At 71.9% G+C, this 23,908-nt stretch carries 19 protein-coding genes and 1 pseudogene; 14 read left to right on the top strand and 6 right to left on the bottom strand.

All coding sequences use genetic code 11. From position 1 onward, the window contains the following. Positions 1–90 precede the first annotated feature (90 nt). From BKA14_RS32590 to BKA14_RS32580, 3 genes and pseudogenes are all read left to right on the top strand, one after another. Positions 91–900, top strand: a complete 810-nt coding sequence (locus BKA14_RS32590) for an MBL fold metallo-hydrolase (protein ID WP_184954615.1) — start codon at positions 91–93, stop codon at positions 898–900. Beyond that, a complete protein-coding gene (locus BKA14_RS32585) occupies positions 897–4,547 on the top strand; it encodes an adenylate/guanylate cyclase domain-containing protein (protein ID WP_184954614.1) in 3,651 nt (1,216 codons plus the stop codon). Before BKA14_RS32590 ends, BKA14_RS32585 begins: the two co-directional genes overlap by 4 nt. A gap of 51 nt (positions 4,548–4,598) precedes the next feature. Further along, positions 4,599–5,415 (top strand): annotated as a pseudogene (locus tag BKA14_RS32580) (serine/threonine-protein kinase); the annotation flags it as partial. 122 nt (positions 5,416–5,537) lie between these two features. Here the strand turns inward: BKA14_RS32580 and BKA14_RS32575 are convergent. From BKA14_RS32575 to BKA14_RS32565, 3 genes are all read right to left on the bottom strand, one after another. Next, entirely contained in the window at positions 5,538–7,544 is a 2,007-nt protein-coding gene (locus tag BKA14_RS32575) for an ATP-binding protein (protein ID WP_184954612.1), read from the bottom strand. Further along, the gene (locus BKA14_RS32570) at positions 7,541–8,878 is read right to left on the bottom strand and encodes a carboxyl transferase domain-containing protein (protein WP_184954611.1); all 1,338 of its coding nucleotides are present in this window, start codon (positions 8,876–8,878) and stop codon (positions 7,541–7,543) included. Before BKA14_RS32570 ends, BKA14_RS32575 begins: the two co-directional genes overlap by 4 nt. A 207-nt stretch (positions 8,879–9,085) precedes the next feature. Next, positions 9,086–9,763: a Crp/Fnr family transcriptional regulator gene (locus BKA14_RS32565; protein WP_020515203.1), complete on the bottom strand. Its 678-nt coding sequence runs from the start codon at positions 9,761–9,763 to the stop codon at positions 9,086–9,088. A 205-nt stretch (positions 9,764–9,968) separates the two neighbouring features. Between BKA14_RS32565 and BKA14_RS32560 the strand changes: the two genes are divergently transcribed. The 6 genes from BKA14_RS32560 to BKA14_RS32535 all read left to right on the top strand — a co-directional run bounded on the left by BKA14_RS32560 (position 9,969) and on the right by BKA14_RS32535 (position 16,163). Beyond that, the gene (locus BKA14_RS32560) at positions 9,969–11,168 is read left to right on the top strand and encodes a CapA family protein (protein ID WP_184954610.1); all 1,200 of its coding nucleotides are present in this window, start codon (positions 9,969–9,971) and stop codon (positions 11,166–11,168) included. A gap of 35 nt (positions 11,169–11,203) precedes the next feature. Continuing rightward, a complete protein-coding gene (gene nth, locus BKA14_RS32555; protein WP_275412393.1) occupies positions 11,204–12,004 on the top strand; it encodes an endonuclease III in 801 nt (266 codons plus the stop codon). Between the two features lie 230 nt (positions 12,005–12,234). Then, on the top strand, positions 12,235–12,843 hold the full coding sequence (locus tag BKA14_RS32550; RefSeq protein WP_184954609.1) for a TlpA family protein disulfide reductase: 609 nt from the start codon (positions 12,235–12,237) through the stop codon (positions 12,841–12,843). Beyond that, positions 12,840–13,547, top strand: a complete 708-nt coding sequence (locus tag BKA14_RS32545) for an NUDIX hydrolase (protein WP_184954608.1) — start codon at positions 12,840–12,842, stop codon at positions 13,545–13,547. Before BKA14_RS32550 ends, BKA14_RS32545 begins: the two co-directional genes overlap by 4 nt. A gap of 70 nt (positions 13,548–13,617) precedes the next feature. Continuing rightward, positions 13,618–14,790: a MarP family serine protease gene (locus BKA14_RS32540; protein ID WP_184954607.1), complete on the top strand. Its 1,173-nt coding sequence runs from the start codon at positions 13,618–13,620 to the stop codon at positions 14,788–14,790. Between the two features lie 215 nt (positions 14,791–15,005). Further along, positions 15,006–16,163 (top strand): Gfo/Idh/MocA family oxidoreductase, encoded by a 1,158-nt coding sequence (locus BKA14_RS32535; RefSeq protein WP_184954606.1) that lies wholly within the window; start codon positions 15,006–15,008, stop codon positions 16,161–16,163. Here BKA14_RS32535 and cutA read toward each other — a convergent pair. Genes cutA through BKA14_RS32520 form a run of 3 tightly spaced genes read right to left on the bottom strand, consistent with a single transcriptional unit; the run spans position 16,132 to position 18,786 of the window. Beyond that, complete coding sequence (cutA, locus tag BKA14_RS32530; protein WP_184954605.1) at positions 16,132–16,461, bottom strand: divalent-cation tolerance protein CutA; 330 nt, start codon at positions 16,459–16,461, stop codon at positions 16,132–16,134. The two genes, BKA14_RS32535 and cutA, sit on opposite strands and share 32 nt — an antisense overlap. After that, positions 16,458–17,513 carry an aspartate-semialdehyde dehydrogenase gene (locus tag BKA14_RS32525; RefSeq protein WP_184954604.1) on the bottom strand — a complete coding sequence of 352 codons (1,056 nt, stop codon included), beginning with the start codon at positions 17,511–17,513 and terminating at the stop codon, positions 16,458–16,460. The genes cutA and BKA14_RS32525 overlap by 4 nt, the downstream gene beginning before the upstream one ends. Before the next feature lie 7 nt (positions 17,514–17,520). Beyond that, positions 17,521–18,786, bottom strand: coding sequence for an aspartate kinase (locus tag BKA14_RS32520; protein ID WP_184954603.1), 1,266 nt, complete (start codon positions 18,784–18,786; stop codon positions 17,521–17,523). 209 nt (positions 18,787–18,995) lie between these two features. On the opposite strand from BKA14_RS32520, the gene BKA14_RS32515 reads away from it, so the two are divergent. The 5 genes from BKA14_RS32515 to BKA14_RS45265 all read left to right on the top strand — a co-directional run bounded on the left by BKA14_RS32515 (position 18,996) and on the right by BKA14_RS45265 (position 23,905). After that, positions 18,996–19,787 (top strand): hypothetical protein, encoded by a 792-nt coding sequence (locus BKA14_RS32515; protein ID WP_184954602.1) that lies wholly within the window; start codon positions 18,996–18,998, stop codon positions 19,785–19,787. Positions 19,788–19,972: 185 nt separating this feature from the next. Next, entirely contained in the window at positions 19,973–21,700 is a 1,728-nt protein-coding gene (gene leuA, locus BKA14_RS32510) for a 2-isopropylmalate synthase (RefSeq protein WP_184954601.1), read from the top strand. A gap of 84 nt (positions 21,701–21,784) precedes the next feature. Next, positions 21,785–22,420: an HNH endonuclease family protein gene (locus BKA14_RS32505; protein WP_184954600.1), complete on the top strand. Its 636-nt coding sequence runs from the start codon at positions 21,785–21,787 to the stop codon at positions 22,418–22,420. After that, complete coding sequence (locus BKA14_RS44480; protein WP_239093197.1) at positions 22,420–22,770, top strand: hypothetical protein; 351 nt, start codon at positions 22,420–22,422, stop codon at positions 22,768–22,770. Before BKA14_RS32505 ends, BKA14_RS44480 begins: the two co-directional genes overlap by 1 nt. 58 nt (positions 22,771–22,828) lie before the next feature. After that, positions 22,829–23,905: a calcium-binding protein gene (locus tag BKA14_RS45265; RefSeq protein ID WP_184954599.1), complete on the top strand. Its 1,077-nt coding sequence runs from the start codon at positions 22,829–22,831 to the stop codon at positions 23,903–23,905. Positions 23,906–23,908 lie beyond the last annotated feature (3 nt).

Below are 23,908 nucleotides of genomic sequence, written 5' to 3'. Positions count from 1 at the left end.
CGTCCGGTCGCTAAGAGTTACCTGAGCGGGCATGGAGATCGCACATCTGGTCCTCTCGTAACACCCCATGCGCGACGTAGGATTTCGCGCATGGGGGGTGCTGCGCCGGACGGGCTGCCGGGCTGGGTGTCGCTGCTGCGTGCGCCCAACCCCGGTCCGATGACCCTGGACGGCACCAACACGTGGGTGCTGCGCGCCCCTGGTGCGACCCACGGCGTCGTGATCGACCCCGGCCCGCTCGACGAGGGCCACCTGGCCCGCATCGCCGCCGCCGGCCCCTACTCGGCCATCCTGATCACGCACGGTCATCACGACCACGTCGAAGGGGCCGGGCGCCTCTCCGCGCTTCTGGGCGGCACCCCGGTGCTAGCCGCCGATCCGGCGCACTGCGTCGCGGGCGACCCGCTGACCCCCGGCCGCGACCAGCGCGCCGGCCTCAGCGTCGAGGTTCTTCCCACTCCCGGTCATACCTCCGATTCGGTGTGTTTTCTCGTCGACGACGGGAACGCCCGGCTGATGTTCACTGGCGACACCATCCTCGGGCGAGGCACGACAGTGGTCGCCCATCCGGATGGCGACCTGGGTGCCTACTTGGGCAGTCTCGAGCGCCTCACGGCGTACGGGGACGTCTTGATGTTGCCTGGCCACGGCCCGGTGCGAGCCGACGTCGCGGCCGTCGCGCGCGATTATCTCGACCATCGGCGCGAGCGGCTGACCCAGGTCGAAGCGGCGATGGCGGCCGGCGCCCGCACCCCCGAGCAAGTCGTCGACGTGGTCTATCCCGACATCGACCCGGCCGTCCGGTTCGCGGCGATCTGGTCGGCCGGGGCGCAACTTGATTACCTGAATCACAAAATCCGGGAATCAGGAACACCCGCAGGCAGGTTGGATCCGCTGTGACCTGTCCTGTGTGTGGAACCGTCGCCGTGCCCGGCGCCCGCTTCTGCCACAACTGCGGTGCGGCCCTGCCCGCCGCGGCCACCCTCCCGGCGGCCGAGCGGCGCATCGTCACCGTGCTCTTCGGCGACCTGTCCGACTTCACCTCCTGGTCGGAGGACCTCGACCCCGAGCGGGTGGGCGCGGTCACCGACCGGGTGCTGGCCGCGCTCGCCGGCGCGGTCAAGACGTTCGGTGGCCACGTCGACAAGCTGACCGGCGACGGCATCATGGCCGTCTTCGGCGCTCCGGTGGCCCATGAGGACGACGCCGAACGGGCGGTCCGGGCCGCGCTGAGCATGCAGCGCGCGGTCCGCCGGGTGCTCGACGACGAACGCGGCGGCGGCGCCCCGCTGGGCCTGCGCGTCGGCCTGAACACCGGCGAGGTCGTGGCCGGCCTGCAGGCGGGCATCGAATACACGGTCATCGGCGACACCGTGAACACCGCGGCCCGGCTGGCCGACGCGGCCGCGGTCGGCGCCGTGTACGCCGGCTCCCGCACCAGCGGCGGCACCCGCCACGTGGCGTCCTGGCGGCAGCTGCGCCCGCTGCGGCTCAAGGGCAAGCGCGAGCCGGTGCCCGCGTTCGAGCTGCTCGGGCTGCACGACGCGCCGGGCACCCGGTCCGGCCTGGGCGACGAGGCGCCGTTCGTGGGCCGCGAGACCGAGCTGGGCCGGGTGGCCGGGCGACTGGCCGAGGCGATCGACTCCGGCACCGCGCGCGTGATGGTGATGACGGCCGAGGCGGGCATCGGCAAATCCCGGTTCGCGGGCGAGGTCAAGCGGCTCGCCGCCGGTTACGACGTGGGCAACGGGCGCTATGCGGCGCACACCGGGGCCCGGGTGCTGCGGGTGCGCTGCCGCGCGTTCGGCGAGCGCCGCCGGTTCGCCCCGCTGGCCGACCTCGTGCGCAAATCGGTGGGCCTGCCCAAGGACGTGGTGGCCACCGTCGGCCGCTCGGTGGTCGAGGAGCGGCTGCGCAAACTGGCCAACCGGCTGGGTCACGACGGCGAGCCGGCCCCGATCGACATCGACCGGCTGCTGGCGCTGCTGGGCTACGGCGAGGCCCCGGCCAACCCGGTCGGCCCGGCCACCGGCGCCGACTGGCAGCCCAGCAGCAAGCGGGCCGACGCCGAGGCGTTGTCGACGGCGGTGGCCGAGCTGCTCACCGCGCTGGCCGCCGAGGCGCCGCTGGTAGTGATCGTCGACGACCTGCACGACGCCACCGCGTCGACCGTGGACGCCCTGGGCCGTACGCTCTCGCTGCTCGACGGCCCGGTCGTGGTGCTGCTGCTGGGCCGGCCCGAGCTGGTGCGCACGGCGGGCGCGCTGACCCGGCTGGCCGACGCCGAGGTGCACACCCTGCCCCCGCTGCGCGGCGCGGACGCGTCCCGGTTGCTCACGTCTTATCTCAACGGCGGCAAGCTGCCCCAGTCCGACAGCGACCGGCTGCTCGCCACCGCCCAGGGCAACCCGTTCTATCTGGCCGAGATGGTCACTCTGCTCATGGAGCGGGGCGCGCTGACCCCGGCCGTGGGGGCCAACGCGGCCGGCAAGTGGCAGCTGGCCGACGGCTCGCTCGGCCGTCAGCTGCTCTCGCGCGACCTGGCCGCCGTGCTCGCGGCCCGCATCGACGCGCTGCCCGCGGAGCCCCGCTCGGTGCTGCGCGACGCCGCCGTGGTGGGCGACGCGGTGCCGACCGGTGTCATCGAGGCGCTGCGCGAGCGGCGGGCCTCGAGCGACGCCCGCCCCGGGGCGGTGGCCGCGGTCGAGCTCGAGCGTTCGATCGACGAGCTGCTGCAGCGCCGCATGCTGCACCGTTCCCGCGGCGGTTACGCGTTCACCACCCCGCTGATGCGGGAGGCGGCGTATTCCGGCATCGGCAAGGCCGACCTGGCCGACCGGCACGCCTACCTGGCCAATTGGGCCGCGCCCGAGCATCTGGGCAGCACCGGCTACGACAGCACGGCCCGGCTCAACCTGACCGACAACGAGCGCGACGCCTTCGTGGCCACCCACGCCGAGTGCGCGGTCGAGCTGGCCGACGCCGTGCGGCTGCGGCCCGAGGCGGCCGTGCGCGACGTCGCCCCGCTCGGGGTCTCGGCCCTGGGCCGGCTGGCCCGGCGCGCGCTGGCCAACATCGAACCGGCGGCCTCGATCGAATACGCCGAGCGGGCCGCGGCCCTCGCCTCCGACGGTCTGCCCCTGCCCGACCAGCTTGTGCACGCCCGCGCGCTGCTGCGCCTGGGCCGGGCCGAGGAGGCGCTGTCGCACGGCGAGAAGATCGCCAAGAGCGCCGCCGACGAGCCGGTCAACCGGGCCGAGGCGCTGCTGGTGGTGGGCCGGGCGCACGAGGCGCTGGGCGACACCGGCCGTGCGGTCGCCGCCTGGCAGGAGGCGCTCGAGGTGGCCACCGAGGCCGAGCTGCTGCCGGAGCGGGCCAACGCGATGCGCCGGCTCGGCATGGCCGACTTCCTGGCCGGCCGGCTCAGCCAGGCCAGCAGCCGGTTCGCCGCGGCCTATCAGGTGACGCTGGCCGCCGGCGACCGGCACGGCCAGGCCTGGGCGCTGCAGAATCTGGCCTGGGTGACCACCACCCGGGGCGACTTCGCGGGCACCGACGCCGTGCTCGGCCGGGCGGCCCGGCTCTTCGCCGAACTGGGCGACCCGGTGGGCCGCTCCTGGCTGCGCGGCACCACGGCGTTCGCCCGGCTGCTGGCGGGCCGGTTGCAGGAGTCGCGGCGGCTGGCCCGCGTGTTCCTGCCGTTCGGCGATCGGGTGGGCGAGGCCTGGGCGGTCGGCACCCTGCGGGCCGTCGAGGCGTACGCGGCAGCCGAACTGGGCGAACTGGCCGAGGCGGACGGCGAGGCGCGGCGGGCCTACCGCGACTTCAACGCGGTGAGCGACGACTGGGGCCGAGGGCTGGCACTGGTGGTGCGGGGCGCGGTGGCCCGCGGGCTGGGCGAGTTCGACCACGCCCACGATCTGCTGTCCGACGCCCTCGGCTACGCCGACCGTACGGGTCATCCGCTGCTGCTCGGCATGGCCGGCACGCTGCGCGGGTTCATCGCGCTCAACCGGGGCGACCTGTCCGCGGCCGAGGCCGACGCGCGCCGGGTGATGACCGCCGTCGAGCCGCACAACCCGATGGCCCCGGCCCAGGTCGGCCCGCGGGTGCTGCTGGCCGAGGCGCGGCTGCGGGCGGGCGACGCCAAGACCGCGATGGGGCTGCTGGCACCGATCGCCACCGACACCGGGGCGCCGTCGCTGCTGTTCTCGCGGCGGCACGCCCTGGCCTCCTACGCGGCCGCTCTGCTGGCCGACGGTCAGGTCGGGGCCGCCCTGACGTGGATCGACCGGGCCCGCGAGGTACGCGCCGAGGACGTGCGCAGCTCGGTGCAGGCGGCCATGGTGCACGCCCGGGTGCTGGCCGCGGCCGACCGCTGCGAGCCGGCCCGGGAGGCAGCCGAGGAGGCGGTGTTGCTGGCGTATTCGACCGAGCAGACCAGCGAGCGGGTGGCGGCCGAGGAACTGCGGGCGGCCCTCGCGACCACCGGTGTCGGGGCGGCTCCGGCGGCTAGTGTCGCGTACGCGTCGGACCGGCCCGGATGATCTCCGGCGTATCTGGCGTATTTTCAAGTCCATGACAGGAACCCGGCTGCGATGACCGAGACACCGAGCGGAGCGATCCCGGCTCCGTACGTGCCTGGGATGTCCGGGTTGTCGGTGATGGCACGTGGTGGTTACGCCACCGTCTATCGCGCGATGCAGGACTCAGTGGGCCGCGAGGTCGCCATCAAGGTGGAGAATCGCCGCCTCGAGAGCGACCGGGACCAGGCCCGTTTCCTGCGCGAGGCACGCGCGGCGGGCCGGATGTCGTCGCACCCGCACGTCGTCGACCTGTTCGACGTCGGGGTCACCGTCGATCAGCACCCGTACCTGATCATGGAGTTGTGCGACGGGTCCTACCTCGATCGCATGCGCCGCTCCCCACTCGGCGCGGCCGAGGCCAAAGATCTCGGCATCAAGATCGCCGACGCGCTGGTGCACTCGCACGCCAACGGGGTGCTGCACCGCGACGTGAAGCCCGCCAACATCCTGTACTCGGAGTTCAACTCGGCCGTGCTGGCCGACTTCGGGCTGGCCGTGCTGGGCGAGATGCGCGACTCCTCGGTGACCCTCGAGGTGCTCACCCCGGCCTACGCGCCGCCCGAGATGTTCGCCCACGACGAGCCGAGCGGCGCGGTCGACGTCTACGCGCTGTGCGCCACGCTCTACGCGGTGATGCGGGGCCGGCCGCCGCGCTGGGACGGCGATCGCAGCCCCAGCCTGCTCACCCTGATGGACTTGTTCCACCAGCCGATCCCCGACCTGCCGGGGGTTCCGCCCGCGCTGACGCACATCCTGCGCTGGGGCATGGCCAATGACCCGGCCCGCCGACCGACCGCGCAGCAGCTGCGCGAGCTGCTCACCAACGTGCAGCTCAACCCGCCGATCAACAACTACGTGCCGCCGCCGCAGCCCGGCCCGGGCGACGACACCCCGACCATCCGCAACCCGCGCTCGGCCAAGACCCCGAAGAAGAAGTGGCCGTTCTTCGGGCTACTCGGGAGCCAGGACCGCTAGCAGCTCGCCGGTGTCGACCTCGGTGCCCGGATGCACCGGCAGCGAGGCCACGACCCCGGCGCTGGGCGCGTGCACCGGGTGCTCCAGCTTCATCGCCTCCAAGGTGAGCAGCAGCTCCCCCGCCCGGACGCGCTGACCCGGCACGACCAGCACCCGGCGGACGGCTCCGGGCAGCGGCGCGATCAGCGAGCCCTCGACGGCGTCGGGCGCGGGCAGCGGGAAACGGGACAGGCCGCGCAGCGCCACCGAGCCCTCCGGGCTGTCCACGTACGAGACCTCACCCACGCGGTGCACGTTGAAGGTCAGCCGGATCCCGTTGACGTCGAGCACCACCCGCTCGTCGCCCGCCCGCACGACCACCGTCTCCGGGTAGTCGGCGGCCACCGGCGCCTGCCCCAGCCCGGCCAGGTCGAGCTCCTCGGGGTCGACCGCACGCACCCACCAGCCGGCCAGCTCGCCGTGCCGGTTCATCCGGTAGCCGACCTCGACCGGGCCGGCCGGGCCGTCGTACACGGCCGTCTGCGAACCCGACGGCACGTTGCGCCAGCCGGACGGCATCGAGCCCAGCACCGTCGCCCCGGCCCGGCGTGCGGCCGCCCCGGCCAGCGCGGCGGCCAGGCACGACAGGCGTACGGCATCGACCGCCGACAGCAGCGGGGCGAACACCTCGGGCCGCCGGTCGAGGAAGCTGGTGTCCACATCGCCGGTGCGGAAGGCGTGGTGGCGCAGCGCCCGCACGAGCAGGTCGCGGTTGGTGGCCACGCCGTGGATCTGGGCCCGGGTCAGGGCCGAGGCCAGCATCCGGGCCGCCTCCTGCCGGGTCGGCGCCCAGGCGATCAGCTTGGCCAGCGTCGAGTCCCCGTGCACGCCGATCACCGAGCCGTCCCGCACGCCCGCGTCGAGGCGCAGGCCGGGGGCGGGCAGCGGACGGAACCGGCCGGCCACGTCGGGCACGGCGAACCGGTGCAGCGTGCCCGTCGCGGGCAGCCAGGCGTACGCCGGGTCCTCGGCGCACAGGCGCACCTCGATCGCGTGACCCCGGATCGGCGGCGGGCCCGGCATCGGCAGGCTCCCGCCCTCCGAGACGAGCAACTGCAGCCGTACGAGGTCGTAGCCCGACACGCACTCGGTGACCGCGTGCTCCGCCTGCAGGGTCGGGGTGAGCTCGAGGAACCAGAAGTCGCCGTTCGGGTCGAGCAGGAACTCGACCGCCCCCGCCCCCACGTAGCCGAGCGCCCGCACGGTGACGATCGCCGCCCGGCACAGCTCCTCGCGCAGCCCCGGGTCCACCGCCGGGGACGGCGTCTCCTCGACGATCTTCTGGTAGCGGCGCTGGATCGAGCACTCGCGCTCGCCGAACGGGATCACGGCGCCGTGCTCGTCGGCCATGATCGGCACCTCGATGTGGCGCACGTCCTCCACGTACGGCTCGCAGTAGACCTCGCCGCCGACCTCGCGCCGGGTGGAGGCCAGCGCCTCGACCAGGGTGGCCGCGTCCCGGACGACCCGCAGCCCGGTGCCGCCGGCGCCCGTGTCCGGCTTGATCAGCACCGGGAAACCGGGCACCTCGGACGGGTCGGTGAAGCTGGGCAGCACCGGCACCCGGGCCTCGGCCACCAGCGCCTTGGTCTCGCGCTTGCTGCGCAGCACGCCGAGCGTCTTGGGCGGGGCACCGACCCAGATCAACCCGGCGTCGGCCACAGCCGAGGCGAAGTCGGGATCCTCGGCCAGCTCGCCGATGCCGGGGTGGATCGCGTTGGCCCCGGAGCGCTGGGCCGCGGTGATGATCAGATCGCCGCGCAGGTACGACGAGCGGGGGGTGCCACCGTCGAGCCGTACGGCGTAGTCCGCCTCCTCGACGTGGGGCGCGTCGGAATCGGCATCGGAGTAGACGGCGACCGTTTCGATGCCGACGAGGCGGCAGGTGGCGAACACCCGGCGGGCGGTCTCACCACGGTCGGCCACCAGAAGACGTCGGATCACTGGTCTACCTTTCCGGGTCGGAACGCGCCGCCGTGCCCGGCGCCCGCGACGACCGCGCTGTGCACGGCGGAGAGGCAGAGGCCGAGCACGGTGCGCGTGTCACGGGGGTCGATGACGCCGTCGTCGTCCCCGCCGCCGGCCGGGCCGTCGGCGGGCCAGCTGAAGGCGAAGCGGGGGTCGCCGGTGCGTCCGGTGTTGAGGGCGAGCAGCGGCACTGTGGAGTGCGCGAGCGCGTCCACCGCCGGGGAGCCGAGGGCGCCGCCGTCGTCGCGCTGCAGCAGCAGCAACGAGGTGTCGGTGGCGTTGGCGAGCTGAATGAAGTGCACCGCCTTCTGGGTGTCGGCCGCGGTCGGGGGCACGTCGGCCGCGGCCAGCACCCCGACCGGATAACCGTGCAGTTCGCCCCAGCCGGCCAGCACCGCGGCGCCGACGGCCGGCTTGAACTCGTCGAACTCGCTGCCGTCGAGCAGCCGGGCCAGCACCTCGCGCGGGTCGAAGAGGGTGGACAGCCCGGCCAGCGCCAGCAGATCCTCGGGGTCGTACTTGGGCTCGGCGGGCGGGAACGTGCGGGGCGGGGGCCCGGCTTTGCGCCAGTTCAGCCGGCGTACGCACTGGCGGGCCAGGCGCAGCGCGTCGCGTTCGTCCTCGGCCAGCTGGTCGGCCGGGGCCGCCGGGGCACGGACGTCGGAGCCGTTCGCGCCGGCCCGCGGACGGGGATGGGTCAGCAGCTTGGCGTGCCCGCGCACCATGATCGTGTAGTCCGCGAGCGCCGGCAGGTAGGCGATGTCGCCGCTGGTCGGCCCGAAGACGACGCACACGGCGGGCACGCGCCGGGTGGACAGCCGGCTCAGGTCGCGCGCGATGCTGCCGCCCGGTGGCGTCCCCACGCCCGGGCTCTCGGCGGCCGACTCGACCAGGTTGACCAGCGGCAGGCGGTCGGCCGAGGCGATCCGGGCGGCCCGGCGGATCTTCTCGACCGCGTACGGGTTGGCCGCCGTCCCCTCCACGGTGGGGTCGGTCGCGATGATCATGCATTCGACGGCCTCGACCACGCCGATGCCGGTGACCACGCCCGCGCCCACCGGGAACTCGGTGCCCCAACCCGAGACCGGCGACAGCTCCAGGAACGGGGCGTCCTGGTCGAGCAGCATCTCGATGCGCTCGCGGGGCAGCAGTTTGCCGCGCGCGTGATGCCGGGTGACCGCCCGTTCGCCGCCGCCCGCGCGGGCCTCCTCCAGCGCCGCGTCGAGCCGGTCGAGCCGGTCGAGGGTGGCGTTGCGGGCCTCCGGATAGCCGGGGGTGCGCGGGTCGACGGCGGTGTCGAGCACGGTCACGTCGGCACCCCGATGCGCTGTACGCCCCCCACCATGTTCAAAGCCGCGCCCTCTCGTATCCGCCGGTGCCTCTCGACCACCTCCACAACGAGTGGTCAACCAGGTGCGACACGGATGCGAAAGATGCAGGTTTGTCCCCTTTTGGAGGGGTAATACACGAGATTTAGGGGCCGCCCCACTGGGACGGCCCCGACAAGGTGCTGAGGGTCAGACGCGGGCGCGCCGCGCCAGGCGCTCGGGGTCCAGGATGATCACGCTCTTGCCGTCCAGCCGGAGCCAGGCGCGCGAGGCGAAGTCGGCCAGCGCCTTGTTCACCGTCTCGCGGGACGCCCCGACGAGCTGAGCCAGCTCCTCCTGGGTGAGGTCGTGCGTGACGCGCAGCACACCACCGTCGCGGGTGCCGAACCGGCCCGCCATCTGGAGCAGGTTTTTCGCAACCCGGCCGGGCACGTCGGTGAAGATCAGATCGGCCAGCGCGTCGTTCGTGCGGCGCAGGCGGCGGGCGAGCACCCGCAGCAGCTGCTCGGCGATCTCGGGCCGGTTGTTGAGCCACGGGCGCAGCGAAGTCTTCTTGAGCCGGGCCAGCCGGGCGTCGGTCACCGCGGTCGCGGTGGCCGTGCGCGGGCCCGGGTCGAAGAGGGAGAGCTCGCCGACCATGTCGGACGGGCCCATGATCGAGACCAGGTTCTGCCGGCCGTCGGCCGCACGCCGGCCCAGCTTGATCTTGCCGGACAGCACGATGTACAGGCTGTCACCGGCCTCGCCCTCGTTGAACAGGACGTCGCCCTTGCGGACTTCGACCGTGTCCATCTCCTTGGCGAGCGCCTCGGCGGCCTCCGGGTCAACGCCCTGGAAGATCCCGCTGCGCGCCAGTACCTCATCCATCGCCGCACCTCCGAACACGCGCAACGCCTGCGCTCGATCAGTCTAGGCGCACGCGGGCGGGAATCGGGCGGGCACCCCTTGATCTAGATACCGCAGGGTAACCAGTCCCGCCGTGACGGGCAGTATTTTTCGTCGCCCAGTGGAGGCAACGACAAGCCTTTCGACGGTTCGTCCGCGTCGCCACCTGAAGGTATCGTCGCCGTCGATGAATTCCCACCCCCCGCATCGACGGCCAGGCATTTTCGGGCGGCCTGTCCTTACTGTCGCTATTGTCCTGGCGGTTTTGGCTGCGCTCGGTATCGGCGGTGTCGCTTTTGCGAACCGCGACTCCGGTTCCGGCTCGGCCGCGCAGTGGCAGGATGCGGGAGCCGCCTCGTCCACCCCCTCCGCGCCCGCTTCCGCCGCGCGCCCCACCGAGGCGGCCGCGGCCGATGAGGGCACGGTCACACTGTCGGCTACCGGCGACATCATGATGAGCAACGCGCCGAACCGGATGCCCCCGGCGAACGGCGAGGGGTTCTTCGACTCGGTGCAGGCGGCGCTCGCCTCCGACCTCGTGATGGGCAACCTCGAACAACCGCTGACCGAGAACACGGGCGCGTCCAAGTGCGGGTCGCCGCCCTCGCCCAATTGCTTCGCGTTCCGCTCCCCGCCCGCGTACGTGAAACATCTCCGGGACGGCGGGTTCGACCTGGTCAACACGGCCAACAACCACGCCAAGGACTTCGGCCCGCAGGGCGCGCGCAACACCCGGGCCGCGCTCCAGGAGGCCGGCATCAAGGCCACGGGCAACACCGACGAGATCACCGTGGCCGAGGTCAAAGGTGTGCGGGTCGCCGTCGTCGGTTTCTCCTCGTACGCCGGAGCCAACAGCCTCATCGACCTCGACCAGGCCCGGTCCGTGGTCGAGCGGGCCCAGGAGCAGGCCGACCTGGTCGTCGTGCAGGTGCACATGGGTGCCGAAGGCTCGGAGAAGCAGCACGTCAAGCCGGGCACCGAGACGTTCCACGGGGAGAACCGGGGTGACCCGATCAAGTTCAGCCGCGCGGTGGTCGACGCCGGGGCCGACCTGGTCGTCGGGCACGGGCCCCACGTGCTCCGGGGCATGGAGTTCTACCAGGGCAAACTGATCGCCTACAGCCTGGGCAACTTCGCGGGCGGCGGGCGCACGCTGTCGCGCAGTGGCGTCCTCAAATACGGCGGGGTCCTGCAGGTCACGCTGAGCAAGGACGGGACGTACGGGGGCGGCAAGCTGCTCTCCACCTACATGAACGGCAACGGCCTGCCCACCCGGGACGAGGCGAACGAGCAGGGCCGCAAGCTTGTGGCCCAGCTCAGCCGGCAGGACTTCCCCGACAGCGGCGTGAAGATCGGCGCGGACGGTTCGATCACGCCGTCCGCGTGACAGACCCTGTCGTAGGGGCGACGTACTCTTTAGCGGTGACTCCGGTGGCAGCGGCAAAGCGGTTCACGGCGGAAACGCCCATCGGGCGCAAGCGGCGGGCCCGCAAGATGGCCCGCGTCCTGACCGAGACGCATCCCGACGCTCACTGCGAGCTCGACTTCACCAATCCGCTCGAGCTGGCCGTGGCCACGATCCTGTCCGCGCAGACGACCGACGTGCGAGTCAACCAGGTCACCCCTGCGCTGTTCAAGCAGTATCAGACCGCCGCCGACTACGCCGCGGCCGATCGCACCGCGCTCGAGACGCTGCTCAAGCCGACCGGTTTCTTCCGGGCCAAGACCGACTCGCTGATCAAGCTGGGTCAGGCGCTGATCGAGAAGCACGGCGGGGTGCTCCCGGCCACGCTGGCCGAGCTGGTCGCCCTGCCCGGCATCGGTCGCAAGACGGCCAACGTGATCCTGGGCAACGCGTTCGGCGTCCCCGGCATCACCGTCGACACCCACTTCCGCCGGCTCACCAACCGCTTCGGCTGGGTCGCCGAGGAAGACCCCGTCAAGATCGAGTTCCTGGTGGCCGAGCTGATCGAGAAGCGCGACTGGACGATGCTGTCGCACCGGATCATCTTCCACGGCCGCCGGGTCTGCCACGCCCGCAAGCCCGCCTGCGGCGCCTGCACCCTGGCCCCGATGTGCCCGTCCTACGGCACCGGCCCGACCGAGGCGGCCGCCGCGGCCAAGCTGCTCAAGGGGCCCCGCGCCCGCGAGCTGGCGGTCGCCGCCGGGGTCGACCCCGAGCTCGTCCCGGCCGCGGCGGTCGCCGCGCCGGACGTTCCGTGAGGCGCCGGCGGCTTTTCGCCGCCCCGCAGCGCGCACACCCGGCCGGTGTCCCGCAGCCCGCACACCCGGCCACCGCTCCGCGGCTCTCGCGCCCAACCGCCGCCCCACAGCTCTCACCCCCGGCTGTCGCCCCGCGACTCGCCCACCCGGCCGCCGCCCCGCGACTCGCCCACCGGGCCGCCGCCCCGCGACTCTCGCGCCATCGGCGGCTCGGCGCTCGGCGGGGCCGGATGCTGGCGGCGCCGCTCGCTCTGCTGCTGGCGGTGGCCACAGCTGCCTGCAGCGGCGACGAGTCTGCTGTCGCCTCGCCCTTCGCCGGCTGCGACGCCCTGACCGCCCCGCCGCCGTCGGCCGCCCCAATCTCCGACACTGAGCCCCCCACGGCCCCGCCCCCGTCCGCTGCCGCGGGTGGCTCGGCGCTGGCGAGCCTGCCCGACCTGACCCTGCCTTGCTTCGACGGCGACGACCAGATCTCGCTGCGCGACCTGCGCGGCCCCGCGGTGATCAATCTGTGGGCCTCCTGGTGCGGGCCCTGCCGCGACGAGCTGCCCGTGATGCAAAGCCTGGCCGACCGGGCCGCGGGCCGGCTCACCGTGCTCGGCGTCGACACCGGCGACCACCGCGACAAGGGCGCCTCCTTCGCCACCGACGCCGGCGTGCGCCTGCCCACCCTGTTCGACGAGAAGAGCTCGCTGCTCAACAACCTGGGCCAGATCCGGTTGCCGATCACCCTCTTTCTCGACCCGGCCGGCCGGGCCTGGATGCATCCGCTGCCACTGCAGGCCCCCCAGCTCACCGAACTGGTCCGCACCCACACCGGCGTGACGGTGACCCCGTGAGCCGGGGACGAGTGCTGGGCCGCCCCGATGGCCTGCCGCAATGGTTCGACCCGCTGCTGAACCGCGTCGCGACCTGCCGCACCGAAGACTTCACGACGTTGCGGCCCCCGGCCGGCGGCGGGCGGCCCAGCGCCGTGCTCGTGCTGATCGGTGAGGGCGAACACGGCCCCGACCTGCTGGTGCTGCAGCGGGCCGCAACCATGCGCAACCACGCCGGGCAGCCCGCCTTCCCCGGTGGCGCCACCGACCCCGAGGACGCCGACGCCGTGGCCACCGCCCTGCGCGAGGCCAACGAGGAGGTCGGCCTCGAACCGTCCGGCGCCGAGGTGCTGGCGCTGCTGCCCGACCTCTACATCCCGGTCAGCTCGTTCGTCGTCACGCCGGTGCTGGCCTGGTGGCGGCGCCCGCATCCGGTCAGCCCGCGGCAGCCGGCCGAGGTCGCCCACGTGGCCCGGTTGCCGATCGGTGAACTGGTCGACCCGCGGAACCGTATTCGGGTACGACACCCCAGCGGCTGGATCGGTCCCGCCTTTCAGGTGCGGGGTCTTCTCGTCTGGGGTTTCACGGCAGGGGTGATCTCGACATTGCTCGACATGGGCGGCTGGGCCGAGCCGTGGCAGCCGGGCGCCCTGGTCGACCTGCCCGACGCGAGCGCTCCGGTGCCCGCCGCCCGCGGTGGCGCACCCGACGAGGTTCTGCCGTGAGCCACCCCTGGCCAAGCGCCTCTACCCTGGGTGAGTGTCCGTGGTCGATTTCTACGCTGGGTGAGGGTCCGTGGTCGATGGCATCCTGATCCTGCTCATGCTGGTCTTCGCGATCAGCGGCTACCGCCAGGGCTTCGTCATCGGCGCGCTCTCGTTCGGCGGCTTCTTCAGCGGAGTGCTGATCGGCCTGCAGGTCGGCCCGCTGATCGCCGACCGCTTCTCCGACCCGTCGGCCCGGCTGGTCGTCTCGCTGGTCACCATCTTCGCGCTGGCCGTGCTGGGGCAGACGCTGGCCGGCTGGCTCGGCACCCACCTGCGCCGGGCGATCCAGAGCCGTCCGCTGCAGCGTGCCGACGACGCCGGCGGCGCGGCCATCTCGCTGGTCGCGGTGCTGCTGGTGGCCTGGCTGATCGCGGTGCCCCTGGGTTCGACCCCGTTCCCCGGTCTCAACAAAGAGGTCCGCAACAGCGCCATCCTCGGCGGCATCAACAGCCTGATGCCCGACCAGGCGCAGGCGCTCTCGGCCGCGCTGCGCGACACGCTCGACACCAGCGGCTTCCCCGACGTCTTCGGCGGCCTCACCCCGACCGACGCCAAAGAGGTGGCCGCGCCCGACCCGGCGCTCAAGGGCTCCCAGATCGTGCAGAAGTCGAAGCGCTCGGTGATCAAGGTGCTGGGCACGGCGCCGAGCTGCTCGCGTCGCATCGAGGGCTCCGGGTTCGTCTACGCCGACGAACGGGTGATGACCAACGCGCACGTCGTCGCGGGCACACGCGACACCGAGGTGGAGGTGAACGGCCGCCGCATCGGGGCCACCGTCGTCGTCTACGACCCCGACCGCGACCTGGCCGTCCTCTATGTTCCCGGTCTGACCGCGCCGGTGATGCCCTTCCTGCGGGGCCAGGCCAAGACGGGCGCGAGCGCGATCGTGCTGGGCTACCCCCAGGACGGCCCGTACGACGCCCAGTCCGCCCGCGTACGCGACGTCGGCCGCATCACCGGCCCCGACATCTACGACTCGGGCGACGTGACCCGTGAGATCTACACGATCCGTTCGCTGGTCCGCAGCGGCAACTCGGGCGGCCCCCTGATCAACACGAACGGCCAGGTGCTGGGCGTCATCTTCGCCGCCGCGGCCGACGACAAGAACACCGGTTTCGCGCTGACCGCGGCCGAGGCCGCCCCCGTCGCCCAGGCCGGCGAGGCCCGCACGCGAGGCGTCCGCACCGGCGACTGCGCCTGACCCGCAGCCACCGCCTACCGCGCCCGCCCACTTCTCCGACGCCCAGCCGCTGCTCCAGCCCCCGGCTCACCACATCGCCGCGTCGCCGTCAGCACTCAGCCCCCATCCCCACGCCGCGGCGCCGCCACACCCCATCCCCAGGCCGCGCCGTCAACCCCCGCCATCCGCATCTCGGCGCCGAGTCATGGGCCGGCGTGGCTGTCTACGGTGGGCGGATGACCACCTTCGCGCTTGTCGGATTCGGTTTTCGGGCCGCAGCCTTCCACCGCGTGGCGCAATGCCTGCCCGGGGTCGACTGCGTCGCCGCAGTGGTGCGCGACCCGCACAAGCGCCCGCTTCCCGTGCCGGCCTTTCCCGACCTGGCCGCCTGCGTCCGGGCGACCCGGCCGGATTTCGTCGTGACCGCTGTCCCGAAGGCCGCCAACCCCGACGTGATCGCCGAGGCCGTCGCGTTGGAGGTCCCGGTTCTGGCCGAGACGCCGCCCGCCCCCGACCTGTCCGGGCTGCGGGAGCTCTGGGCCTCGGCCGGCGCGTCCGGTCTGGTGCAGGTGGCCGAGCAATACCTGCTGATGCCTACGCACGCCGCCCGGCTGGCCACGGTCCGTTCCGGCCTTATCGGCGCCCCGACCCAGGTGCAGGTCTCGTCGACGCAGCAGTATCACGCGATGTCGCTGATCCGCGGTCTGCTGGGCGTGGGCTTCGCCCCGGCCGCCGTGCGCGCCGTGCGTACGGTGGCGCCTCTGCTCGATCCGCTCGACCGCGGCGGCTGGACCGGCGACCCGGAGCCCAAGTTGGCCACCACCACCATCGCCACGTTGCACTTCGGCGGCGCGGCCGACGGTGCCAGAGCTGCGGAGGGCGGCAGCGAGGTGGCCGGCAACGAAAGAGGCGGCCGCGAAAGGGGCGGCAGCGAGCCGGGGCTGGGCGGCGGACAGTCGGCCGTCTACGACTTCACGACCAATCAGACCCGCAATCTGCTGCGTTTCCGGCGGTTGCTGGTTCGCGGCACGCACGGTGAGCTGCAGGACGACGAGATCGTGCATCTGGCCGCGCCGCGGGCGATCGGCCGGTCTGCCCTGGTGCGCCGGCAGAGCGGGCACGACCTGGACCTCAACGGCTTCGACACCGAGACGATCATGCTGGACGGGCAGGTGCTCTTCCGGAACCCGTACGTCGGAAGCCGGTTCAATGACGACGAGATTGCCACGGCGACGCTGCTCAACGCGATGGCGGCCTGGGTGCGCGGCGCCGGTCCGCCGCCGTATCCGCTGGCCGACGGCGTCCAGGATCAGCTGCTGGCGCTGGCCGTGGAGGAGGCCGCGGACACCGGGCGCGAGGTCGTCACCGGTGTGGAGGCGTGGTCTCCTGCCTGACCCAGTCCAGGTAGGCCGGGTTGCCCGCGAGCACGGGCAGGGCCAGCACGCACGGCACGTCGTACGGGTGCTCGGCGTTGGCTCGGTCGACGATGCGATCGACCAGCTCGGCCCGGGTGTGCAGGGCGACACGGGCCTCGGGGTCGTCGTGCACCTCGCCCTGCCAGCGGTAGATCGAGCGAATCGCCGGTATCTGGTGGCCGCAGGCGGCGAGGCGGTCGTCGACCAGGCGGCGGGTGAAGGCGGCCAGCCACTCGGGGTCGCCCGCCGTGATGACCACCTCGACGACCTCGGTCATCTGCTGAGCTCGGCGGCGAGCAGCTCGGCGATCTGCACGGTGTTGAGCGCGGCGCCTTTGCGCATGTTGTCGCCCGTGACGAACAGGTCGAGGGCGCGCGGGTCGTCCATCGCGCGGCGGATGCGGCCCACCCACGACGGGTCGGTGCCGACCGCGTCGATCGGCATCGGGAACTCGCCCGACTCGGGGTCGTCGACGAGGATCACGCCGGGGGCGTTGCGCAGCACCTGCCGGGCGCCTTCGGCGTCGACCTCGGCGGCGAAGACGGCGTGCACGGCGATCGAGTGGGCGGTCACGACCGGCACCCGTACGCACGTGGCCGAGACCTTGAGGGCCGGCAGCGCGAGGATCTTGCGGGACTCGTTGCGCAGCTTGAGTTCCTCGGACGACCAGCCCAGCGGCTCCAGCGCGCCCGACCAGGGCACCACGTTGAGCGCGAGCGGGGCCGGGAACGGGCCGAGGTCGTCGCCGACAGCCTGGCGCACGTTGCCCGGACGGGAGCCCAGCAGCCGGTCACCAGCCACCTTGCTGAGCTGGTCGTGCAGCGTGTCGACGCCGAACTGGCCGGCGCCCGAGGCGGCCTGATAGGACGCCAGCACGAGCTCGCGCAGACCGTACTCGTGGTGCAGCGGCGCGATCGCCATGATCATCGCCATCACGGTGCAGTTCGCGTTGGCGACGATGTTGCGCGGACGGTAGCTCAGCGCTTCGCGGTTGACCTCGGGCACGACCAGCGGCACCTGGTTGTCCATCCGGAACGCCGCCGAGTTGTCGACCACGACGACGCCGCGGGCCGCGACGATCGGCGCCCACTGCAGGGACACCTCGTCGGGCACGTCGAACATCGCCACGTCGACCCCGTCGAACGCCTCGGGGGTCAGTTCGGCCACCGTGAGCTGTTCACCGCGGCAGCTGAGCTGCTTGCCGGCCGACCGCGCGGACGCGATCAGCCGGATCTCGCCCCAGACGTTCTTGCGGGAGGTGAGCAGCTCGAGCATGACCGTCCCGACGGAGCCGGTGGCCCCGACGACGGCGAGCGTGGGCTGCGCCATGGCCGGGCTACCGGCCGGTCCCGCCGTAAACCACTGCTTGCTCGCTGCCGCCCAGCTCGAACTGGTCGTGCACGGCGCGGACGGCCGTGTCGAGGTCGCTGTCGCGGCAGACCACCGACACCCGGATCTCGGACGTGGAGATCATCTCGATGTTGACCCCGGCCTCGCCGATGCAGGCGAAGAAGGAGGCCGCGACGCCCGGGTGCGAGCGCATGCCCGCGCCGATCAGCGACACCTTGCCCACGTGGTCGTCGAAGAGCAGGCTCTTGAACTTGATCTGCTCTTTGATCTTGTCGAGGGCGGCCATCGCGGTCGGGCCGTCGGCCTTCGGCAAGGTGAAGGAGATGTCGGTGCGGCCGGTGCCCTCGGTCGACACGTTCTGCACGATCATGTCGATGTTGATCTCGGCCTGGGCCACCGTGTTGAAGATGTGGCCCGCCGAGCCCGGCTCGTCGGGCACGCCGACGATCGTGATCTTGGCTTCGCTCCGGTCGTGCGCGACCCCGGTGATGAGCGCTTGTTCCACGTCAGGGTCCTCCATCGATCCAGTGACCAGGGTGCCGGGCTTGTTCGAGTAAGAAGAGCGTACGTGGATGGGCACCTTGAAGCGCCGGGCGTACTCCACGCATCGCAGCATGAGCACCTTCGCTCCGCCCGCCGCGAGCTCAAGCATCTCCTCGTACGTGATCTGCTTGATGTGCTGGGCGTCGGGCACGATCCGCGGGTCGGCGGTGAAGACGCCGTCGACGTCCGTGTAGATCTCGCAGACATCCGCGTGCAGGGCGGCGGCCAGGGCCACGGCCGTGGTGTCGGAGCCGCCCCGGCCCAGCGTGGTGATGTCCTTCGTGTCCTGCGAGACGCCCTGGAAGCCGGCCACGATGGCGATCGCGCCCTCGTCGAGCGCGCCGCGCAGCCGGCCCGGGGTCACGTCGATGATGCGCGCCTTGCCGTGCGTCGAGGTGGTGAGCACGCCGGCCTGGGAGCCCGTGTAGGAACGGGCCTCGTAACCGAGGTTGTGGATCGCCATCGCCAGCAGCGCCATCGAGATGCGCTCGCCCGAAGTGAGCAGCATGTCGAGCTCACGGCCGGGCGGCAGCGGGCTGACCTGGTTGGCGAGATCCATCAGTTCGTCGGTGGTGTCACCCATCGCCGAGACCACGACCACGACGTCGTCGCCGCCCTTGCGAGCCGCGACGATGCGCTCGGCGACACGCTTGATGCGCTCGGCCGTCGCGACCGACGAACCACCGTATTTCTGCACCACGAGGGCCACGGCGAACCAATCCTCCGGCTGTTCGTACCGGCGGGGCCGGTCAGGACAATCGCCACCACAGTAGCCGCGCCCCAGGCCGAGGCCGACAGGCGATCCCAGATTCCGGCCAATTCGCGGCAACACGCGCGACACGCCGAAGCCGTGATGGGCTCCGGCAGCGGGGCGTTACGGCCGGAGGAGGCGAGAATGTCTCGGTGCGCCCTTCCTCGATGCCTCGACGTGGTTTGTCCGCGTCGGCCGCTGTCCTGCTCCTGGCCGGGGTGACGGCGTGCTCGGGTGAGTCCGAGGGTGCCCCGGAACCGTCCCCCTCCGCGCCGGCCGCGGCGAGCGCGTCGGCCGAGGCCTTCTCGGGCGCCCGCGGCGAACTGGCAGCCCGGGCGGCGCGGGCCATGGACACCGCGTACGCAGCCCTTTACACCCTCGACGACGGTCGCGGGCAGCCCCGCAACGTGGTCGCCACGGCCGGCCGGGACGGCACCTGGCGGGTCGACGTCACCGGGGGCGCGCTCGGCGGCACGGCCGACGTGAGCATCGTCTCGACCGCGGCCGGCGTCTTCCAGTGCACGCTGGGCTCGCAGTCCAACCCGATCAGCCCGACCTGCGTCAAGGTGGCCAAGCCGGGCAAGCGGGTGCCCGCGGAGTATTCGCCCCGGGTCGAGCGGCTCTTCCGGCAGTGGCTGCCCGTCTTCACCGACCGCCAGTCGGCCCTGGCCGTGGCCGAGGTCCCGCCGCTGGCCGGGGCCAAGGGCACGTGCTTCTCGATCGACTCGATCTCGGCGTCGCTGGCCGACCCGGTCGACATCGGCATCTACTGCTACGCCGACGACGGCGTGCTGACCGCGGCCCGCGTCGGGTTCGGCGAGATCAAGGTGACCAACCAGATCGCCGGCCCGGCCACCGTGCCGCTGCCCGGGCCCGAGACCGCGGGTCCACCGATGGGTATGGACGCGCCGCCACCCCCGCCGCCGGTGCAACCTACCGGCGTCATCCCCTCGGCCTGAGCGTTCCCACGATCCGGGCGTACGGCTGGCAACGCCCGAGTTGATCACGTAGGGTCATTTTCGACATGTGGCAGGCACTCCTTCTTCTTCGCTGCCGCGACGAGGCCCCATCCCAGGCCGGCACCTCGTCGCGGGGCTGACGCGCGCCGCCTTCTCGTCTTCCTCTCCCTTTGGAGCAGTTCCACATGTCCTCTTCGGCTTTCGACACGCAGCGCTCCAGCAAAATGCCGTTCGAGCGCTACACCCCGTACGAGAAGCAGTTCGCCATTGATCTGCCCGAGCGGCAATGGCCCGCGCGGCACGTCGCGGCGGCGCCCCGCTGGTGCGCGGTCGACCTGCGCGACGGCAACCAGGCCCTGATCGACCCGATGTCGCCCGAGCGCAAGCGGCGCATGTTCATGCTGCTGGTTCAGATGGGCTACAAGGAGATCGAGGTCGGCTTCCCCGCGGCCAGTCAGACCGACTACGACTTCGTCCGTCAGCTGATCGAGCAGGATCTGATCCCCGACGACGTCACCATCCAGGTGCTGGTGCAGTGCCGGGAACACCTGATCGACCGCACGTTCGAGTCGATCCGCGGCGCCAAGCGCGCGATCGTGCACTTCTACAACTCGACGTCCACACTGCAGCGCCGGGTGGTCTTCGGCCTCGACAAGGACGGCATCACCGACATCGCCACCACCGGGGCCCGGCTCTGCCAGAAGTACGCCGAGATCCACACCCCGGACACTGAGATCTTCTACGAGTACTCGCCCGAGTCCTACACGGGCACCGAGCTCGAGTACGCCCTGGAGATCTGCTCCGCCGTGATCGACGTCATCGACCCGACGCCGGACCGGCCGCTGATCATCAACCTGCCCGCCACCGTCGAGATGGCCACGCCCAACGTGTACGCCGACTCGATCGAGTGGATGCACCGGCACCTCCCCCGGCGCGAGTCGATCGTGCTGTCGCTGCACCCGCACAACGACCGCGGCACCGCGGTGGCCGCCGCCGAGCTGGGACTGCTGGCCGGGGCCGACCGCATCGAGGGCTGCCTGTTCGGCAACGGTGAGCGCACCGGCAACGTCGACCTGGTCACGCTGGGCCTCAACCTGTTCTCCCAGGGCATCGACCCGATGATCGACTTCTCCGACATCGACGAGATCAAGCGCGCCGTCGAGTACTGCAACCAGTTGCCCGTGCACGAGCGCCACCCGTACGTGGGTGACCTGGTCTACACCGCCTTCTCGGGCTCGCACCAGGACGCGATCAAGAAGGGGTTCGCGGCTCTGCAGGCCGACGCGGACGCGGCCGGGGTCGACATCGACAAGTTCACCTGGGGCGTGCCCTACCTGCCGATCGACCCCAAGGACCTGGGCCGCAGCTATGAGGCCGTGATCCGGGTCAACTCGCAGTCCGGCAAGGGCGGCGTGGCGTACATCATGAAGGAAGAGCACAAGCTGGACATGCCGCGGCGTCTCCAGATCGAGTTCTCCGGCGTCGTGCAGCACCACACCGATGAGGAGGGCGGCGAGGTCAGCCCGCAGGAGATGTGGGACATCTTCGCCGGTGAATACCTGGTCGACCACCAGACGGCCAAGGCCTTCACGATCGAGACCTACACGACCTCGATCCGCGACGGCAAGGTCGAGATCGACGTGGAGATCTTCCACCGTGGACAGCGGCGGCCGCTGGTCGGCGTGGGCAACGGCCCGATCGACGCGTTCGTGCAGGCCATCGAGCCACTGGGGATCAAGGCGCGGGTGCTCGACTACAACGAGCACGCGCTCACGTCGGGCGGCGACGCCCAGGCCGCGGCGTACGTCGAGGTCGAGGTCGGCGACCGTACGGTGTGGGGTGTCGGCATCGACGAGAACATCGTGAGCGCCTCGATCAAGGCCGTGACGAGCGCCGTCAACCGCGCGCGCTGATCTTTCACCCGCGCGCCGTCTCCGGGCGGCGCGCGGGCATGATCCACTGGGGCTCGCCGGGCGCACCCGCCTTACGCTGAGCGGGTGCACCTACGTACCCCTCTGGTTCTCGCCGCCGCCCTGCTCGCCCTCGCCGGTTGTGAGGGCGTCTCCCTCGAGCCCGTGCCCACCGACACCCGTTCGACCAAGGACGCCAGCGCCTCGCAGACCGAGCTCGACGGCCTCAAGGTCGTGACCCGCGCCGGGTCGATGAGCGGCTACAAGCGCGACCTGTTCCCGCACTGGCTCAGCACCGGTGAGAACTGCGACGTGCGTGACACCGTGCTCAAGCGGGACGGCAAGAACGTCAAGACCTCCGGCTGCAACGTCGTCGCCGGCACCTGGACCAGCTTCTACGACGGCAAGGTGCTCAACGCCCCCGACAAGGTCGACATCGACCACATGGTGCCGCTGGCCAACGCCTGGCGTTCGGGCGCCTCGAAGTGGACGACGGCCAAGCGGGAGAAGTTCGCCAACGACCTCGACGACCCGCAGCTGATCGCGGTGTCGGCCGCCGCCAACCGCTCCAAGGGCGACCAGGACCCGTCGACCTGGAAACCGACCGAAACCAGCAGTTGGTGCGAATATGCGCAAGACTGGATCACGGTGAAGGCCAAGTGGAAGCTGACGGTCACCACCAAGGAGAAGAAGGCGCTCGAGGACATGCTGGGGAGTTGTTGATGACCGCACCCGAGGAGCAGCAGCCGGAGGAGACCGGCCCCACGGCAGAAGCGCCCTCGGAGGCCGAAGCCACGCCCGCACCAGCGGCCGCACCCGCGGCTCCGGCCCCGCTCACCACCGACATCGTGGCCGGGCAGGGTGGCGTCATGACCGACGAGGTCGGTGTCGTGACCGGCGACCTGACGCTGCGCTCGGAGCTCTCCGGTTCCGAGGTCGTGGTGCGCGTGCAGTACAAGGACGCCGACGAGTGGTATGTCGTGACCGGTGCCAAGGCCACCCTGCACGACCCGGCCGACCTGGAAGCCGTCCACGCTGTCGTAGTGGGCATCCTGAACCGCCCGGAAGGCTGATCTTTGCGGCCGATCCGGGACAGCGAAACGGTTCCGTATCGTCCTATGCTCTTTCCCTGTGAATAAGATCAAGATCGCTGTCCGGGCCGGCACGGGCCTGCTCGGCGCTGCCGCCGTGGCCGGAATCGCCTGGATCGCGATCCCGGCCGAGGCCGCCACCACCGGGGTCGTCGCCAAGACGAGCGGCAACGTGGTCGTCTACACCGCCGCGGCGGGCAAGGCCAACACCGTCGTGCTCACCCGCAACGGCGCCACGATCACCGTCGACGACGTGCACGGGCTCAAGGCGGGCTCCGGCTGCGCTGCCGTCAAGGGCGACACCACCAAGGTCACGTGTGCCGGCGCGGGATGGATCCGGGCCGATCTCGGCGACGGCAACGACACCCTGACCAACAACTCCGGCCTCGGCATGACCGCCTGGGGCCGCGCCGGCAACGACATGATCACCGGCGGTCCGCTCAAGGACGACGTCCACGGGGGTGCCGGCAACGACGCGATCTGGGGTCTCGGCGGCAACGACATCCTGCGGGGTGAGGCCGGTACCGACGCTGTCTCCGGAGGCGACGGCATCGACTGGCTTTCCGACGGCACGGGCAACGACAAGGTGTTCGGCGGGGCGGGCGACGACACGATCGTCAACGACCAGGGCAACGACATCGTCGACGCCGGCGCCGGCAACGACCTGATGACCCCGTCGGGCGACTTCGCCGCGGGCACCGACCGGGACTCGTTCATCGGCGGCCCCGGCATCGACCTGGTCGACTACTTCAAGCGGGCCAAGGCCGTCACGGCCGACGCCGACGGTGCGGCCGGCGACGACGGCTCGACCGGCGAGGGCGACACCATCAGCGGCACAGTCGAGGGCATCGGCGGCGGCAAGGGCAACGACCGCCTCCTCGGCACATCACGCGACGAGGGGTTCTTCGGCGGCCCGGGCAACGACCAGATCGCGGCCGGGGCCGGCGACGACTACCTCGAAGGCGAGGACGGTCGTGACTCCCTCAACGGCGCGGGCGGCGTCGACGCATGCGTGCCGGAAGCGAGCGACACCCTCCTCAACTGCGAGGACACCGGACTGTCGGCCACATCCACGAAGGCGGCATTCGTCGCCATCCTGAAGGACATGCGCGCCTGATCA

Source organism: Paractinoplanes abujensis, from assembly GCF_014204895.1.
Classification (GTDB): domain Bacteria; phylum Actinomycetota; class Actinomycetes; order Mycobacteriales; family Micromonosporaceae; genus Actinoplanes; species Actinoplanes abujensis.
The sequence above is the reverse complement of the archived record's forward strand: the minus strand, read 5'-3'. Positions and strand labels throughout refer to the sequence as shown.